This is a genomic window from Primorskyibacter flagellatus, assembly GCF_014638275.1.
Classification (GTDB): domain Bacteria; phylum Pseudomonadota; class Alphaproteobacteria; order Rhodobacterales; family Rhodobacteraceae; genus Pseudooceanicola; species Pseudooceanicola flagellatus_A.
Genome location: NZ_BMFJ01000002.1, coordinates 535,260 through 551,596 on the forward strand (window position 1 = coordinate 535,260; position 16,337 = coordinate 551,596).

Consider the following 16,337-nt stretch of genomic DNA (forward strand, 5'->3'; position numbering starts at 1 on the left):
ATACAGTTGTCCAAGACTATAGTCCCTGACGGAGCCTTTGCCATGACCACCCCCCAAGACGACGACCTCGTAGCCCGGATCGAGGCGGTGGAAGAAAAGCTCGCCGAGGCCCGGAAATCCATCGAACGCCGCTTCATTGGTCAGGAAAAGGTCGTGGAACTGACCCTCTCCGCCCTGCTCTGCGGCGGTCACGGGCTGCTGATCGGCCTGCCCGGCCTCGGCAAGACGCGGCTGGTCGAGGCGCTGTCGACCGTCATGGGCCTGCACGGCAACCGCATCCAGTTCACGCCCGACCTCATGCCCGCCGACATCCTCGGGTCCGAGGTTCTGGAAACCGCCGCCGACGGCTCCCGCGCCTTCCGCTTCCTGCAGGGCCCTGTGTTCTGCCAGCTGCTCATGGCCGACGAAATCAACCGCGCCTCGCCCCGGACCCAGTCCGCGCTGCTGCAGGCGATGCAGGAAAAGCAGGTGACCGTCGCGGGCGAAGACCGCCCCCTCGGCCAGCCCTTCCACGTCCTCGCCACCCAGAACCCGATCGAGCAGGAGGGCACCTATCCCCTGCCCGAAGCGCAGCTTGACCGGTTCCTCGTGCAGATCGACGTCGAATACCCCGACCGCGAGACGGAGAAGGCGATCCTTGTCGCCACCACCGGCGCAGAGGAGGACGAGGCGCATCAGGTCTTCACCACCGAGGAACTGATCGACGCGCAGCAGCTCCTCCGCCGCATGCCGGTTGGTGAATCGGTTGTGGAACAGATTCTCGATCTCGTCCGCGCCTGCCGCCCGGACGATCCCTCCGCCTCTGCCCGCGTGCGCGATACGGTGAACTGGGGCCCCGGACCACGCGCCGCGCAGGCACTGATGATGACCGTGCGGGCCCGCGCCATGCTGAACGGCCGCCTCGCCCCGTCGACCGACGACGTGCTGGCCATGGCCCGACCCGTCCTGTCGCACCGCATGGGCCTCAACTTCGCCGCCCGTGCCCGCGGCGACAGCCTGCCCGCCCTGATCGAGGAAACCGCCGCCACCATCACGCGGACCGAGGCCGCCGCGTGAGCGAACCCCTCCCCCAGCTTCAGGACCCGCGCGAACTTCGCGAACGGGCTGAAACGCAGGCCTCCAGCCTGCCGCCTCTGCTGGCGCGGGCCGAACACCTTGCGGGCACCGTCCTGCTTGGCGATCACGGCCGCCGCCGCTCGGGTCTGGGGGATGACTTCTGGCAATACCGCCCCGCACAGCAGGGCGACCCGACCCGCTGGATCGACTGGCGACGCTCGGCCCGGTCCGACGACCGTTACGTGCGCGAACGGGAATGGCAGATCGCGCAGTCGGTCATGCTCTGGGTCGATCAGGCTGCGTCCATGCGCTTTACCTCGGACAAGAAGCTGCCCGAGAAATGCGAACGCGCCCGCCTGCTCGCCCTCGCCACCGCCATCCTGCTGATCCGGGGCGGGGAGCGGGTCGGCCTGACCGGCACACTCCTGCCGCCCCGCCGCGCCCGCAACCAGATCCTGCGGCTGGCCGAATTCTTCTCTGTCTCCAACCCCGGCGACTACGGCGTACCGGAACACCGCGCCATGATCCCGAACGCCCGCGCGCTGTTTGTCTCCGACTACATGGGCGACATGGCAGAGGTCGAACTGGCGCTCACCAAGGCGGCCGACCGCGGCATCCGGGGCGTGATCCTGCAAATTCTCGACCCGTCGGAGGAGGCGTTTCCCTTCCACGGACGCACGATTTTCCAGTCCGTCGGCGGCACGCTGCAACACGAAACGCTCAAGGCCAACGACCTGCGCGACCGCTACCTGACCCGGCTGGCGGAACGGAAGGAGCGGCTGCAATCGCTCTGCCGCGTCACCGGCTGGCAGTACCAGCTGCACCACACCGACAATTCCGCCCAGTCGGCCCTGCTGACGATCTACCAGGCGCTTGACCGGGGGACCGCCTGATGATGCTTGGCCCCATAGGCTTCGCCGCCCCCTGGCTGCTGGTTGCGCTCGCCGCCCTGCCGATCCTGTGGATCCTGCTGCGGGCCGTGCCCCCCGCCCCGATCCGCCGCCGTTTTCCCGGCGTCGCGCTGCTGCTTGGCCTGAAGGATGACGAAAGCGTCTCCGACCGGACGCCGTGGTGGCTGCTGCTGCTGCGGATGCTGGCGGTCGCGGCGGTCATCATCGGCCTCGCCGGCCCGATCCTCAATCCGCAGGACGAGGCCGAGACCGGCAATGGCCCCCTCCTCATCGTGCTCGACGGCTCCTGGGCCTCCGCCCGCGACTGGGACACATCCGCCGAACTGATCGACGGCATCCTGGCCGAGGCCGGGCGGCAGGGGCGCACCGCCGCCGTCCTGCGCCTCACCACGCCGGAGGAGCCCGTCTTCCGCGCCGCCGAAACCTGGCGCACCCGCATCCCCGGCTTCGCCCCGAAGGCGTGGGAACCCGGCGCGCCGGACACCGCCGCCACCATCGCCGCCCTGCCCGACAACCGGTTCGACACCTACTGGATGTCCGACGGGCTGGCGCGCGAGGGCCGGACCGATCTGCTCACCGCGCTGGAATCCCGTGGCACCGTCACGATCTACGAAAGCCCCCGCCCGCCGCTTGGCCTGAAACCCGTCCGGATCGAGGACGGCGCGCTTCAGGTCACCGCCGCGCGTCCGCTCGGCCTCGGCCCGCAGGACATCACCGTGCAGGCCATGGGCCGCGATCCCTCCGGCACCATGCGCACGCTCGCCAACCTGCCCATGACCTTCGGCGACGGCGCGCTCGAGACGACAGAGGCGCTTTCCCTTCCCGCCGAACTGCGCGCCCGCGTCACCCACCTGACCATCGCCGGATCGCGCACCGCCGGGGCGACCACGCTCTCCGACGACAGCTTCCGCCGCCGCGAGGTCGCGCTGATCGGCACCCGGGCGGAGGGTGAGGCGCTCGATCTCCTTTCGCCCATGCACTACCTGCACAAGGCGCTGGAACCTTCCGTCGATCTTCTGGAAGGCGGGCTGAACGACGTGATCCCGGCCAACCCCGATGTCATCGTCCTGTCCGACGTCGCGACCCTCTCGGACCTCGAAAAGGACGAACTGATCGAATGGACCGAGAACGGCGGCCTGCTGCTGCGTTTCGCCGGTCCGCGCCTCGCCGCCAGCGACGTCAGCCGTGAGGCCGAAGACCCGCTCCTCCCCGTCCGCCTGCGCGCCGGGGGCCGAAATGTCGGCGGCGCGATGAGCTGGGGGGAACCCAAGACGCTCGCCCCCTTCGAAGCGACCAGCCCCTTCAGCGGTCTCGCGATCCCGTCGGACGTCACCATTTCCTCTCAGGTGGTCGCGCAGCCCGACCCCTCCCTGTCGCAGCGGGTCATCGCCCGGCTGACCGACGGCACCCCGCTTGTCACCCGCAAGGAACTGGGGCAGGGGCAGGTCATCCTGTTCCACGTCACCGCCAGCGCGGACTGGTCGACGCTGCCGCTCTCCGGTCTCTTCGTTCAGATGCTTGAGCGTCTTTCCATCTCTTCCTCCACTTCCCGCCCCGCGGCAGAGGACCTGGCCGGCACCACCTGGCAGCCCATGCAGATCATGACCGCCACGGGCCGCATCGAACCCGCCGGAACCCTGCCCGGCGTGCCCGGCGAACGGCTGATCGACGCGCCGCTGGCAGCCGACCTGCAGCCCGGCCTTTATCAGGGGCCGGACCGGACGCTGGCGCGCAACGTACTGTCCGCCGACACGGTCCTGCGGCCCGCCCAGTGGCCCGCAAGACTGCGTGTCGAAGGCCTTGCCCGGGCCGCCGAACAGCCGCTTGGCGGCTGGCTGCTTGGCCTTGCCCTGGCACTGCTGACCGCCGACATCCTCGCCACGCTCGCCCTCTCAGGCCGGCTGCGCGGCGGGGCTGCGGGAACCGCCGCCACCCTGCTCGCCGCGCTGATCCTTGCCGCCCCGGCCCCCGGCCACGCGCAGGACGACACCGCCCGCGCGATCGAGGCCACGGCAGAGGTCGTGCTGGCCCATGTCGTCACCGGCAACCCGCAGGTCGACGATCTGGCCGAGGCGGGGCTGCGCGGTCTGGGACAGGTGCTGAACTTCCGCACTTCCGTCGAACCGGCCGACCCGATGGCGGTGAACCTGGAAACCGACGAACTGGCCTTCTTCCCCTTCCTCTACTGGCCGATCACCCCCGACCAGCCAATCCCGAGCGGGGAGGCCTATGAAAAGCTCAACCGCTATCTCCGCTCCGGCGGCATGATCCTGTTCGACACGCGCGACGCCGATGTCGCCCGCTTCGGGGCCGCCTCTCCGAACGGTCGCAAGCTGCAGGCGCTGGCCGCCCCGCTCGACATTCCGGCGCTGGAACCGGTGCCCGAAGATCACGTCCTGACCCGCACCTTCTACCTGCTGCGCGATTTCCCCGGCCGTCACCCCGGCCGCGACGTCTGGGTCGAAGCCGCCCCCGCCGATGCCGAGAAGATCGAGGGCATGCCCTTCCGCAACCTCAACGACGGCGTGACCCCGGTGGTCATCGGCGGCAACGACTGGGCCGCGGCCTGGGCCGTGGACGAACGCGGCGGACCCGTGGTGCCGATCGGGCGCGGCTATTCCGGCGAGCGCCAGCGCGAAATCGCCTACCGCTTCGGCGTCAACCTCATCATGCATGTGCTGACCGGCAACTATAAGTCCGACCAGGTCCACGTGCCCGCCCTTCTCGACAGGCTTGGCCAATGACCGGCACCGTGATCTTTTCCCCGCTGCTGCCCTGGCCCCTGCTGGCCGGGATCGCCGCCCTCGCGCTGATCGGGGTCGTGCTGGCCCTGTGGCGCGGGCTGGCGGGCTGGGCCTTCCGCGGGCTCGCCGCGCTGGTGGTCATCGCCGCGCTCACCGGTCCCTCCTGGCGGCAGGAGGATCGCTCCCCCCTGACCGACATCGTGCTGCTGGTCGAAGACCGCACCGCCTCGCAACGCCTCTCCGACCGCGCCGAACAGACCGAACAGGCGGCCGAGACCCTCGCCGCCCGCATCGCCGCCCGGCCCAACACCGAACTCCGCCGCGTCACCCTTGGCGACGGGGAGGGCGACACCGGCACCCGCCTGATGACCGCCCTCTCGGATGCCCTGGCCGAGGAACCGAGCGCCCGCATCGCCGGGATGATCCTGCTGTCGGACGGTCGCCTGCATGACCTCGACCAGGCCCCCGATCTGCCCGCGCCCCTGCACCTGCTCCTGACCGGAGAGCCGGAGGACTGGGACCGCCGTCTCATCGTCCAGAACGCCCCCGCCTTCGCCATCCTGGGTGAGGAAGTCACCCTGACGCTCAGGATCGAAGATACCGGCGCCGCGCCCGAAGATGACGCCGAAGTCCCGCTCAACATCTCCGTCGACGGGGGCGAGCCGCAGACCTTCATGGTCGCCACCAACCGCGACCACGAACTGCCCCTGACCCTGCCCCATGGCGGGCGCAACGTGATCCAGTTCACCACGCCCGAGGCGGAGGGAGAACTGACCGCACGCAACAATTCCGCCATCGTGCAAATGAACGGCGTTCGCGACCGCCTGCGCGTGCTGCTGGTGTCGGGCGAACCCCATGCCGGCGGACGCACCTGGCGCAACCTGCTGAAATCCGACAGTTCCGTCGACCTCGTCCACTTCACCATCCTGCGTCCCCCGGCCAAGCAGGACGGCGTGCCGGTGTCCGAACTCTCCCTGATCGCCTTCCCCACGAGGGAGCTGTTCATGGACAAGGTCGACGACTTCGACCTCATCATCTTCGACCGGTACAAGCGGCGCGGGATCCTGCCCTCGCTCTACCTCCAGAACGTGGCCGACTACGTGCAGCGGGGCGGCGCGCTGCTGATCGCGGCGGGTCCGGACTTCGCCTCTGCCGACAGCCTCTATCGCTCTCCGCTGAGCGTGGTGCTGCCCGCCCGCCCGACCTCGGCCCGTGTGATCGAAGAACCCTACAGCCCGCAGGTCACCGACCTCGGCCGCCGCCACCCGGTCACCGCCGGGCTGGAACAGGAATGGGACGGGGACTGGGGCCGCTGGCTGCGGCAGATCGACGTCGACGCCGCCGATTCCACCGGAGAGGTGCTGATGTCCGGGGTCGAAGACCGCCCGCTCCTGATCCTCGACCGGGTCGGAGAAGGGCGCGTCGCGCTGCTGGCATCGGACCACGCCTGGCTCTGGTCGCGCGGCTACGAGGGCGGCGGGCCGCAGCTGGAACTGCTGCGCCGCCTCGCCCACTGGATGATGAAGGAGCCGGAACTCGAGGAGGAGGCGCTGACCGCCACCGCCACCGGCCAGACCATGCAGATCACCCGCCGCACGCTGGAAGACGGCATCGGCCCCGTCACCGTCACCCCCCCGAACGGAGAGGCGGAGGAGCTCACGCTCACCGAAACCTCTCCCGGCCTCTGGACCGGCGAATACACCGGGCCGGAGATCGGGCTTTACCGGCTCGCTGAGGGAGACCTGGAGACCGTCATAGGCCTCGGCCCCGCCGCCCCGCGCGAATTCGTCGAAACCATCGCCGACGGCACCGCGCTGTCGCCACTGGTCGAGGGCACGCGCGGCGGCGTGCGCAACCTGTCGGACGGCGTGCCCTCCCTGCGGGATGTGCGCGCCGGCCGCCCGGCCGCCGGGCGCGGCTGGATCGGCCTGACCCCGCGCGACGCCTACGAAACGCGGGACGTGACGCAGGTGCCGCTCCTGCCCGGCTGGCTGGTCCTCCTGATCGCCTCCGCCCTGATCCTCGGCGGATGGCTGCGGGAGGGACGGCGGTAGGGCTGCGGGGTGGACGCCCGTTCACCGGGCGCGGGTGCCGGAGGTGTTCATCCCCTTGCGGGCACATATACCCCCTCGCCCCGGCCCTCTCCCCCATGGGGGAGAGGGTGTCACGTCGCGCTGATGGTCAGCGTTGCGAAGCTACGGTGCGGTGGTCCGTCCGCGTCTGACGAAGTGCCAACGCACATCGCGCGGCTCAGGGAAATCGCCCGGCTCCCGCACGCTGCGCGGCTCACGCTGACAGGCCCCGGAACCGGACCGGACCTCACCCGCCCCGCAGACTGTCAATCCTCCGGCTTGACCGGAGGTTCTCCGCGACCAGATTCATCATCGAACCCCCGATCCGGGAAGTCGAAAGCCCATGCCGCCAGCCAGCCACCGAACACCGAATACGCCGCCGAAGCGGCCATGGCAGGCCCGGCATATTCTCCGAACCATCCTCTGCCTGATCGCCACGACCGCCATCGCAGCCACTCCGGAGTTCGATCCCGAAGGGCCGTTCCGGCAGGGCGAAGGCTTTGGCACGCCCGCCACCTGTGCCACGCTGCCCGGCTGGATCGACCGGGTTCCGGACTACGACGGACGCATTTCCATGACCGTCACCGGCCGGATCGTCCAGTCGCACTGGGACGGAACGCTGGCCTATGCGATCATGTGCGCCCCTGACGAGGTGCAGGTGATGTGCGTGACCTACGCCCCGGCCGATGTGGACGGGAAAGAGGTGATGTTCGCCGGCGGCTTCCTTCGCGCCGGGGAACGCCGCATCATGCTGGACCCCTGCCTGATCTACCCGGCGGACTGAGCCTGCCCGCAGACCTCGGCAATCGCCCGCGCGAGGCGGGGGATATCCTCCTTGGCCAGACCGGCGATGTTCATCCGCCCGTCCCCGACCATGTAGATCGCATGATCCTCCCGCAGCCGCCGCACCTCATCCGGCGTGGCGCCGAGGCGCGAGAACATGCCGCGCTGCGATCCGAAATGGGCGAACCGGTCGGACCCGGCGGCGTCCCGCAGGGCCTCCGCCAGATCGCGGCGCAGGGCGTTGATCCGGTTGCGCATCTCGCTCAGTTCCTCGGTCCACTCCGCACGCAGGGCGGCATCGGCGAGGATCATCTCGACCAGTCGGGCGCCGTGGTCGGCCGGGAAGGAATAGGACAGCCGGTTCAGCGTCGCGAGGTTCGCGCGCACCAATGCCGCCTGCGCCGCCGACTGGCCCGACACCAGCACCACCCCGGCCCGGTCCCGATAGAGCCCGAAGTTCTTGGAGCAGGACACCGCGACAATCACCTCCGGCAGCCCCGCCAGAAGCATCCGGGTCGCCGCCGCGTCCGCCTCGATCCCGTCGCCGAGGCCGAGATAGGCGAGATCCACCAGCACCACTGCCCCCGTGCCCGACAGCGCCGCAACAATGTCGGCCCACTGCGCGGGGGTCGGATCGGACCCGGTCGGGTTGTGGCAGCAGCCGTGCAGGATCACCACGTCCCCCGCCGCCACCGCGCCGAGGTCCGCGATCATGCCCGGCATGTCGAGCGCATTTTCGTCCGCGTCGAAATAGCGGAATGTCTTCATCGGCATGCCGATGGCCGCGACGATCGCACGGTGGTTCGGCCAGCTCGGGTCCGGGATATGCACCGTCGCCTGCGGCGCGGCCAGCCGCGCGAGGTCCAGCCCGAGCCGGATCGCGCCGGTCCCGCCGACCGAGGCCGCACCGGCCAGCCGCGCGGGATCGACCGCATCTCCGATCACCAGATCGCGCATCGCATCGACAAAGGCCGGATCCCCGATGAGCGACGTGTAACCCTTGGTCGTCTGCGATTCCCACAGCTGCCGTTCGGCGGATTTCACCGCCCCCATCACCGGGGTCACCCCCTGGCTGTTGCGGTAGACCCCGACGCCGAGGTCGATCTTGTCAGCCCGCGTGTCGGCGCGGAACTGGTCCATGAGCATGAGGATCTGATCCTCGGGCTGCGGCTTGAGCGCTTCGAGCACGATCAGGCACCCACCTTTCCGGTGGCCACCGGCAGCGTGGGGAAGGCCCCCCATTCCGCCCATGATCCGTCGTAAAGCGCGTGGTTCCGGTGACCCGTGCGTTCCAGCGCGAGGCTGAGGATCGCCGCCGTCACCCCGGACCCGCAGGTGGTGATGACCGGCCGCTTGCCGTCGATGCCGACGCCTTCGAAGATCGCCGTCAGCGCCTCCGGGTCCTTCATCGTGCCGTCTTCGTTCAGCACCTCGGGGAACGGCAGGTTGGCCGAGCCGGGGATATGCCCCTTGCGCAGACCGGCGCGCGGTTCGTCCGCCTCACCCGCAAAACGCGCGGCGGAGCGCGCGTCGAGGATCGTCGTGTCCGCCAGCTTCGACGCCGCCGACACCTGCGTGACGTCTTTCACCAGATGGTTCTGACGCCGCACCGTCATGTGACGGTCGCGCACGATCGGAGGCATGTCCTCCACCGGGCGCCCCTCGGCCTGCCACTTCGGGAGACCGCCGTCCAGCACCGCCACGTCCATCTGCCCCATGAGCCGGAACAGCCACCACACCCGCGGGGCCGAGAAGATGCCCGCGCCGTCATAGACGACCACCTGATGCCCGTCGCCCACGCCCATGGCCCGCATCCGGGACATGAACTTTTCGACCGGCGGGACCATGTGCGGCAGGTCAGAGCGCAGGTCCGAGATTTCGTCGATGTCGAAGAACCGCGCGCCGGGGATATGCGCCGCGTCGTATTCCGCCTTGGCGTCGCGGTTCATCGCCGGAAGGTAATAGCTGGCGTCGAGCACGCGCAGATCCGGGTCTTCCAGATGGGCGGCCAGCCATTCCGTTGAAACCAGTGTCTTCGGGTCGTCCTGCATCGGCCTTCCTCCTCGCGGTCCTGTCGGAATTCCCTACAGAGAAGGGCGCGGGCAGGCAAGGCCGCCGCACGGGAAGGCGGCGATGTCAGCCGTTCTGCTTGAGCAGCCGCGCCTTCTGCCGGTTCCAGTCGCGCTTGGCCGAGGTGTCGCGCTTGTCGACGTTCTTCTTGCCCTTGGCGACGCCGATCTTCAGCTTGGCGATCCCGCGATGGTTGAAATACATCACCAGCGGCACCAGCGTCATCCCCTTGCGCGAGGTCGCCTGCCAGAGCTTGGACAGTTCCTTCCGGCTGACCAGCAGCTTGCGCCGCCGCCGTTCCTCGTGCCCGAAGGTCTTGGCCTGGGCGTAGGGCGCGACATAGCTGTTCACCAGCCAGAGTTCCCCGTCATCGACGGTCGCGTAGCTTTCCGCGATGTTCGACCCGCCCTGCCGCATCGACTTCACCTCGGACCCTTCGAGCATGATGCCGCATTCGATGTCTTCCTCGATGGCATAGTCGAACCGCGCCCGCCGGTTTTCGGCGATCACCTTGTAGTTCGGGTCTGATTTCGTCTGTGCCATGATCAAGCGGTCTTAGTCGGTTGCGCCTTTGCTGTCCATGTCCGCCGAATGCCCCTTGGCACTGCGGACAGGGCCTATAACCTGTGGTGCGAACAGGAGGAAATCAACATGACCGACACAATGAAACGCATCGTTCTGGCCGAACGGCCCAAGGGCTCTCCCACGGATGCGAACTTCCGGTTGGAGGAGTCCGCCGTCCCGACTCCCGGCGAGGGCGAGGTCGTCGTCGCGGTGAAATACATGTCGCTCGACCCGTACATGCGGGGTCGCATGGACGACGGGCCGAGCTATGCCGCCCCCGTCCCCGTCGGCGGCACGATGGAGGCCGGCGCGGTTGGCGAGGTCATCGCGTCCAATGACCCCAAATTCAAGCCGGGCGACCATGCCTTCGGAATGTTCGGCTGGGCCACCCACGGGGTCGCCGCCGCCAAGGGTCTGCGCAAGGTGAACCCCGACGACGCGCCGATCCAGACATCGCTTGGCGTGCTCGGCATGCCGGGTTTCACCGCCTGGGCGGGGATGACCGCCTATTCGAAGATGAAGGCAGGCGAAACGCTGGTCGTCGGCGCCGCCACCGGCCCCGTGGGATCGATGGTCGGGCAACTTGCGAAACAGGCCGGGCTGCGCGTGATCGGCGTCGCAGGCGGGGCAGAGAAGTGCAGGATGGCGGTCGAAACCTTCGGCTTCGACGCCTGCATCGACCACCGCGGCAAGGACGCGAAGGCCATGCGCGAGGCGCTGGCGGCCGAATGCCCCGACGGGATCGACATCTATTTCGAAAACGTCGGCGGCCCGACCCTCGGCGGGGTCATTCCCCTTCTCAACCTTCATGCGCGTGTCATCATCTGCGGCATGATCGCCTGGTATTCGGGCGAATCCGATGAAACCGGCTCCATGCCGCTGCAGAAGCTCTGGCGTTATGCGCTGGTGAAACGGATCACCATCCAGGGGCTGCTGCAGACCGACCACGTCTCGCGTTTCGGGGATTTCCTGCGCGAGGTCGGTCCCAAGGTCGCCTCCGGTGAAATCAAGTACGCCGAGGACGTGGCCGAAGGGCTGGAGAACGCCCCTCAGGCCTTCATGGGTCTGCTGAAGGGTAAGAACCTTGGCAAGCTGGTCGTGAAGGTCGGCTGACACCAACAGAGAGGACCGGGCCATGACCGCGGAGTTCATGTTCATCACCTTCACGCTGTTCATCGCGGGGGTGGTGGCCGTGCCGATTGCGTCGAAGATGGGTCTCGGCTCGGTCCTCGGTTACCTGATCGCGGGGATTGTCGTCAGCCCGGTGCTCTACTGGGCGGGCGTCGATGTGGTCGCGCTTCAGCACTTCGCCGAATTCGGCGTGGTCATGATGCTGTTCCTGATCGGGCTCGAGATGCAGCCCAGGGCGCTCTGGGACATGCGGGCGCGCATTTTCGTCATGGGTGGGGCGCAGGTCGTTCTGACCGCCGCTGCCGTGATGGGCGTGGCGATGCTGTTCGGTCAGGGCTGGACCGTCGCGCTTGCCATCGGTCTGGTCTTTGCCCTGTCCTCCACCGCCATCGTGAACCAGACACTGAACGAAAAGGGCCTGATGAGGAGCGACGGCGGGCAGGCCTCCTTCTCTGTCCTCCTGCTTCAGGACATCGCCGTCATCCCCATGCTGGCCTTCATCCCCCTGCTCGCCCTGCCCGAACTGATGCAGGCCGCGCATCACGGAGATGACCACGGCGGCGGGCACGGCGAAGAAGGCCTGAATCTGAGCCTGGTCGAGGGCCTGCCCGGCTGGCAGACCGCGCTCATCACCGTTGCCGCCATCGGTGTCGTGATCCTTGCGGGCATGTACCTGACCGGCCCGATCTTCCGCTTCGTCGCGCGCGCCCGTCTGCGCGAACTGTTCGTGTCGGCTGCGCTGATGATGGTGATCGGCATCGCGCTGCTGATGACCATGGTCGGCCTGTCCCCCGCGCTTGGCACCTTCCTTGCAGGGGTGGTCATGGCCAACAGCGAATACCGGCATGAGCTTGAATCCGACATCGAACCGTTCAAAGGCATTTTCCTCGGCGTCTTCTTCATCACCGTCGGCGCCAGCATCGACTTCGCCCTGCTGCGCGACAACCTCCTGCTGATCCTTGGCCTGACGCTCGGGCTGATCGTGCTGAAGACCGCCGTGCTGCTGCTGATCGGCCGGGCCTTCCGCCTGTCGGGCGGGGACAAATGGCTGTTCGGCCTCGGCCTTGCGCAGGCGGGGGAGTTTGGCTTTGTGCTCGTCTCCTTCACCGTCGCCTCTGCCGTCATCCCGCGCGAGGTCGCTGACCTGATGCTGCTGGTGGTCGCGCTCTCCATGCTGCTGACGCCGGGACTGTTCATCCTCTACGACCGGGTCATCGCGCCGCGATACTCCCGCGAACAGGAACAGCCCGAGGGCGAGGTCGCGCCCGAGGGCAAGATCATCATCGCCGGACATGGTCGCTTCGGAGGCATCGTCAACCGGACGCTTCAGGCGGCGGGCATTCCGACGACGGTGGTGGACTATTCCAACGAACAGCTCGCCATGCTGCGCCGCTACGGTCTGCGTGTCTATTTCGGCGATGCCACCCGCCCCGACCTGCTGCACGCGGCGGGGATCGAGGACGCGAAGATCCTCGTCATCGCGATGGACCGCGCCGAACCGATCACCGAACTGACGAAACACGTCCGCGAACATTACCCCCACGTCCATATCGTTGCCCGCGCCATCGACCGCTGGCATGTCTACGATCTCTGGCACGCCGGTTGCCGCGACATCATCCGGGAAACCTACGACAGTTCTCTCCGCGCCACCCGGTCGGTCTTCGAGGCGCTCGGCTATCCCCGCGACAAGGCGGAGCGGATCGTCGGAGAGTTCGAAACCTTCGACCGCGCGATGATGCTGGAACTGGCGGACCTCTACGATCCGGTGCAGACGCGCAGCGACGACAGCGCGTATTCGCGCCACGTCCGGGAGCACATGCCGGCATGGGAGGCAGACCTCAACGCACGGATGAAGGCGGTGATGGAGGGCTAGGGGCTCTGCCCCAGGCGCTTTGCGCCTTCCCCGGGATATTTCAGGCAAGATGAAAGGCTTGGCGAGGGCGGCCTAGCCGAACAGCGCCACCAACTGCTGTGCGGATGCGACCAGGCGGCCATCCGCATCGCGGATTTCCATGTCCTGCACCGAATATCCCTCCGCCGCGTGCTTGCTGGTCGTGCGGGTCAGCAGCCAGTCCGCATGGTCCGGGATATGCGCGAAATCAACCGCCCAGGTCACGGTGGACAGCGGTGCGCGTTCGGTGAAGGTCGTCATCGCGGCGGGCGGCAGGTTGTCGGCGTTGCAGACAAGCGCGATTTCCGGGCTGACCCCGTCGCGATCGATCAGACGGGTCCAGACCACCACCTCGGGCCGGTCCGATCCGCTGACCAGCTGGTCCCCGTCGGCCAGCCGCGCCTCGAAATTCTTGAAGAAGCTGGGGCCGGAGGACCGGCGGATCAGCTCCGGGCAGTCCATGGGCGGCCGCGCGCTGAGGCCGGGGCCGTAGTCATGCACGATCCGCGTCTCCCGCGCGCCGCCGAAGACGAAGGTGCAGCGCGCGCCGAGTGCATCGGCGCTGACGCAGTCCACCTGCACAAAGGACGAAGACCGCCCGGCCCGGATCAGCGTGACCTCGAAGGTCACCTCCTCCGTGATCGGGCGCAGGAAACTGACCTGCATCGACCGCAGCCGGGGCAGGTCGGGCAGGCTGTGCCGCGTCGCCGCCAAAGCCAGCGCCGCCGTGATCCCGCCGAAGGCCGTCCGACCCTGCATCCAGTGCGGTGAGATGCGCGCCGCGATATGCCCCTCCCGCCCGGACAGGTCGTCGACCATTTCGGCGAGGGAGGGGATCCGGTCTTCGGTCATGCCCGCAGGATCACGCAGCCGCCGCTACGCGGCTCAGGTGATAGTCCGTATCGCCAAGCTGCGCGTCGATCATGATGATCCGCTTGGCGTAGTGGGAGCCGGGATATTCCCAGGTCATCGCGATGCCGCCGTGCATCTGGATCGCCTCTTCGGCCACCAGACGTCCGGCGCGGCCGATCAGGTTCTTGGCCATGGAGCAGTAGCGCGACGCATCCGGCCCGCCCAGTTCCGCCGCCGCCTTGATGACGATGGACCGGCTCTGTTCGATCTCCGTCAGCATGTCGACCGCGCGGTGCTGGAGAACCTGGAAGGTGCCGATCGGACGCCCGAACTGCTTGCGCTGGCCAAGGTATTCGACCGTCATCTTGTGCAGCACGTCCATCGCGCCGACAGCTTCGGAACACAGCGCCACGATCCCGGCATTCACCGCATCCTCGATGGCCGCGCCCGCATCCGCCAGCAGCAGCTTGCCCGGCGCATCCTCGAGCACGACTTCCGCCGCACCGGCGCCGTCCATCAGGCCGTAGCCGGTGACGGAGACGTCGGAGGCCTGAACCTCGTAAACCGCCAGCGCGTCGCCGTCCTTCGCCGCGATCAGGAAGACGTCCGCCGCCTGCCCGCCATACACCAGCGACTTGCGGCCCGACAGCTTGCCGTCCCTGGCCACCGTCGCGATCCCGTCCAGATCGTAGGGCGCGTCGAGCTCACCCAGCCCGACCGCATATTTCGTAGCGCCGGACAGCAGCGCCTCCTGATCCGCGCCGGCCGCCGTCATCAGCCGTGACGCCATGAGCGCACCAAGCACCGGCTCCGGGCAGATCACCCGGCCCAGTTCCTCGAACACCACGGAGATGTCGAAGCCTTCGCCACCCATGCCGCCCGCATCCTCGGGTGCCAGGGCGAACAGGGCCCCCAGTTCGGTCAGTTCGCCCCATTTCGCGTCATCGTGGAAGGGTTCGGCATAGGCGACCTTGTTGCGATGCTCCACCGGGTACTTGTCGGCCAGGTAACGGCGGAGCGAGTCCTGAAGCATCTGGCGGTCGTCTGTCAGATCGAAGTTCATGAGTTACAGCCCCAGCATGGTCTTGGTCAGGATGTTCCGCTGGATCTCGTTCGAGCCACCGAAAATCGAGGTCTTGCGGTTGTTGAAATAGCGCGCCGCATTGTTGGCATGGCCTTCCGGCGCGACATCGAGGTTCGAGCCCGACAGCGAACCGGGGAAAGGCGCGGCGGAGGGGCCGAGCGCGCGGCGGCGCAGGTCCTTGAGCTCCTGGTTGATGACCGTCCCCTTGATCTTGAGGATCGAGGTTTCGGGTCCCGGCGCCCCCTGTTTCTGCGCGGTGAACAGCATCCTGAGGTTGGTCAGCTTCATCGCCTCGAGGTCGATCTCCGCCTGCGCGACACGGGCGGCAAACAGCGGATCCTCGGAGAGCGGCTTGCCGTTGCGGGTGATCTTCTTGGCCAGCGCCTTGACCTCTTCCAGCTCCAGCATGGAGAAGCCGACGCCGGCGATCCCCGTGCGTTCGTGGGTCAGCAGGTACTTGGCGATGGTCCAGCCCTTGTTCTCCTCGCCCACGAGGTTCTTGTAGGGCACGCGGACGTCGGTGAAGAACACTTCGTTCACCTCGTGACCGCCTTCGATCAGCTTGATCGGACGGACTTCGACACCCGGCGTCTTCATGTCGACGAGGATGAAGGAGATGCCCTCCTGCTGCTTCACGTCAGGGTCGGTCCGCACGAGGCAGAAGATCCAGTCGGCATGCTGGCCAAGAGTGGTCCAGGTCTTCTGCCCGTTGATGACCCACTCGTCCCCGTCGCGGACCGCGCGGGTCTTGAGAGAGGCGAGGTCGGACCCGGCACCGGGTTCCGAATAGCCCTGGCACCACCAGTCGTCGCCGTTCAGGATGCGCGGCAGGTAGTAGTCCTGCTGTTCCTTGGATCCGAACTTCTGCAGCACCGGGCCCAGCATCGACAGGCCGAAGGGAACGATGCGCGGGGCATAGGCGGCGCAGGATTCCTCGTCGAAGATATGCCGTTCCACCGGGCCCCAGCCCGGACCGCCGAATTCCTTCGGCCAGGTGGTGCCGAGCCAGCCCTTCTTGTTCAGGATCGCATGATAGCGCTCCATGATCTCCTTGGTGAGCTCGCCGCCGTTCTTCACGGCGTCGCGGATGTCGTCCGGCAGGTTCTCGGCAAAGAAATCGCGGACTTCCTGGCGGAAGGCCTCTTCCTCGGGGGTGAAGTTCAGATCCATGATGTGCTC

General features: G+C 67.8%; 13 protein-coding genes. 7 read left to right on the top strand and 6 right to left on the bottom strand.

Annotated features, from left to right (window positions below; genetic code table 11):
* The first annotated feature begins 42 nt into the window (after positions 1–42).
* The 5 genes from IEV87_RS16915 (at position 43) to IEV87_RS16935 (ending at position 7,567) form a co-directional block, all read left to right on the top strand.
* Positions 43–1,056, top strand: coding sequence for an AAA family ATPase (locus IEV87_RS16915; protein WP_188478991.1), 1,014 nt, complete (start codon positions 43–45; stop codon positions 1,054–1,056).
* A complete protein-coding gene (locus tag IEV87_RS16920; protein ID WP_188478992.1) occupies positions 1,053–1,949 on the top strand; it encodes a DUF58 domain-containing protein in 897 nt (298 codons plus the stop codon). The genes IEV87_RS16915 and IEV87_RS16920 overlap by 4 nt, the downstream gene beginning before the upstream one ends.
* Positions 1,949–4,711 (top strand): DUF4159 domain-containing protein, encoded by a 2,763-nt coding sequence (locus IEV87_RS16925; protein WP_188478993.1) that lies wholly within the window; start codon positions 1,949–1,951, stop codon positions 4,709–4,711. The genes IEV87_RS16920 and IEV87_RS16925 overlap by 1 nt, the downstream gene beginning before the upstream one ends.
* Positions 4,708–6,765 carry a glutamine amidotransferase gene (locus IEV87_RS16930; protein WP_188478994.1) on the top strand — a complete coding sequence of 686 codons (2,058 nt, stop codon included), beginning with the start codon at positions 4,708–4,710 and terminating at the stop codon, positions 6,763–6,765. The genes IEV87_RS16925 and IEV87_RS16930 overlap by 4 nt, the downstream gene beginning before the upstream one ends.
* 361 nt (positions 6,766–7,126) lie before the next feature.
* The gene (locus tag IEV87_RS16935; protein WP_188478995.1) at positions 7,127–7,567 is read left to right on the top strand and encodes a hypothetical protein; all 441 of its coding nucleotides are present in this window, start codon (positions 7,127–7,129) and stop codon (positions 7,565–7,567) included.
* Here the strand turns inward: IEV87_RS16935 and IEV87_RS16940 are convergent.
* The 3 genes from IEV87_RS16940 to smpB form a co-directional block, all read right to left on the bottom strand.
* Positions 7,552–8,754: an amino acid aminotransferase gene (locus tag IEV87_RS16940; protein ID WP_188478996.1), complete on the bottom strand. Its 1,203-nt coding sequence runs from the start codon at positions 8,752–8,754 to the stop codon at positions 7,552–7,554. The two genes, IEV87_RS16935 and IEV87_RS16940, sit on opposite strands and share 16 nt — an antisense overlap.
* A 2-nt stretch (positions 8,755–8,756) precedes the next feature.
* Positions 8,757–9,617, bottom strand: a complete 861-nt coding sequence (gene sseA, locus IEV87_RS16945) for a 3-mercaptopyruvate sulfurtransferase (protein WP_188478997.1) — start codon at positions 9,615–9,617, stop codon at positions 8,757–8,759.
* An 85-nt stretch (positions 9,618–9,702) separates the two neighbouring features.
* On the bottom strand, positions 9,703–10,179 hold the full coding sequence (smpB, locus tag IEV87_RS16950) for an SsrA-binding protein SmpB (protein ID WP_188478998.1): 477 nt from the start codon (positions 10,177–10,179) through the stop codon (positions 9,703–9,705).
* Positions 10,180–10,287: 108 nt separating this feature from the next.
* Here smpB and IEV87_RS16955 point away from each other — a divergent pair, with 108 nt between their 5' ends.
* Both IEV87_RS16955 and IEV87_RS16960 read left to right on the top strand, forming a co-directional pair.
* Entirely contained in the window at positions 10,288–11,313 is a 1,026-nt protein-coding gene (locus tag IEV87_RS16955) for an NADP-dependent oxidoreductase (protein ID WP_188478999.1), read from the top strand.
* Between the two features lie 22 nt (positions 11,314–11,335).
* Positions 11,336–13,204 (top strand): cation:proton antiporter domain-containing protein, encoded by a 1,869-nt coding sequence (locus IEV87_RS16960; protein ID WP_188479000.1) that lies wholly within the window; start codon positions 11,336–11,338, stop codon positions 13,202–13,204.
* Positions 13,205–13,276: 72 nt separating this feature from the next.
* Here IEV87_RS16960 and IEV87_RS16965 read toward each other — a convergent pair whose 3' ends face one another.
* Genes IEV87_RS16965 through IEV87_RS16975 form a run of 3 tightly spaced genes read right to left on the bottom strand, consistent with a single transcriptional unit; the run spans position 13,277 to position 16,328 of the window.
* A complete protein-coding gene (locus IEV87_RS16965) occupies positions 13,277–14,074 on the bottom strand; it encodes a thioesterase family protein (protein ID WP_188479001.1) in 798 nt (265 codons plus the stop codon).
* Between the two features lie 10 nt (positions 14,075–14,084).
* Complete coding sequence (locus IEV87_RS16970) at positions 14,085–15,137, bottom strand: acyl-CoA dehydrogenase family protein (protein ID WP_188479002.1); 1,053 nt, start codon at positions 15,135–15,137, stop codon at positions 14,085–14,087.
* A gap of 3 nt (positions 15,138–15,140) precedes the next feature.
* Positions 15,141–16,328, bottom strand: a complete 1,188-nt coding sequence (locus IEV87_RS16975) for an acyl-CoA dehydrogenase family protein (protein ID WP_188479003.1) — start codon at positions 16,326–16,328, stop codon at positions 15,141–15,143.
* Between the last annotated feature and the right edge of the window lie 9 nt (positions 16,329–16,337).

Coding starts and splice junctions, on each gene's coding strand:
- IEV87_RS16915 (WP_188478991.1), top strand. CDS start 43: ATGACCACCCCCCAAGACGACGACCTCGTAGCCCGGATCGAGGCGGTG.
- IEV87_RS16925 (WP_188478993.1), top strand. CDS start 1,949: ATGATGCTTGGCCCCATAGGCTTCGCCGCCCCCTGGCTGCTGGTTGCG.
- IEV87_RS16930 (WP_188478994.1), top strand. CDS start 4,708: ATGACCGGCACCGTGATCTTTTCCCCGCTGCTGCCCTGGCCCCTGCTG.
- IEV87_RS16935 (WP_188478995.1), top strand. CDS start 7,127: ATGCCGCCAGCCAGCCACCGAACACCGAATACGCCGCCGAAGCGGCCA.
- sseA (WP_188478997.1), bottom strand. CDS start 9,617: ATGCAGGACGACCCGAAGACACTGGTTTCAACGGAATGGCTGGCCGCC.
- smpB (WP_188478998.1), bottom strand. CDS start 10,179: ATGGCACAGACGAAATCAGACCCGAACTACAAGGTGATCGCCGAAAAC.
- IEV87_RS16955 (WP_188478999.1), top strand. CDS start 10,288: ATGACCGACACAATGAAACGCATCGTTCTGGCCGAACGGCCCAAGGGC.
- IEV87_RS16960 (WP_188479000.1), top strand. CDS start 11,336: ATGACCGCGGAGTTCATGTTCATCACCTTCACGCTGTTCATCGCGGGG.
- IEV87_RS16965 (WP_188479001.1), bottom strand. CDS start 14,074: ATGACCGAAGACCGGATCCCCTCCCTCGCCGAAATGGTCGACGACCTG.
- IEV87_RS16970 (WP_188479002.1), bottom strand. CDS start 15,137: ATGAACTTCGATCTGACAGACGACCGCCAGATGCTTCAGGACTCGCTC.
- IEV87_RS16975 (WP_188479003.1), bottom strand. CDS start 16,328: ATGGATCTGAACTTCACCCCCGAGGAAGAGGCCTTCCGCCAGGAAGTC.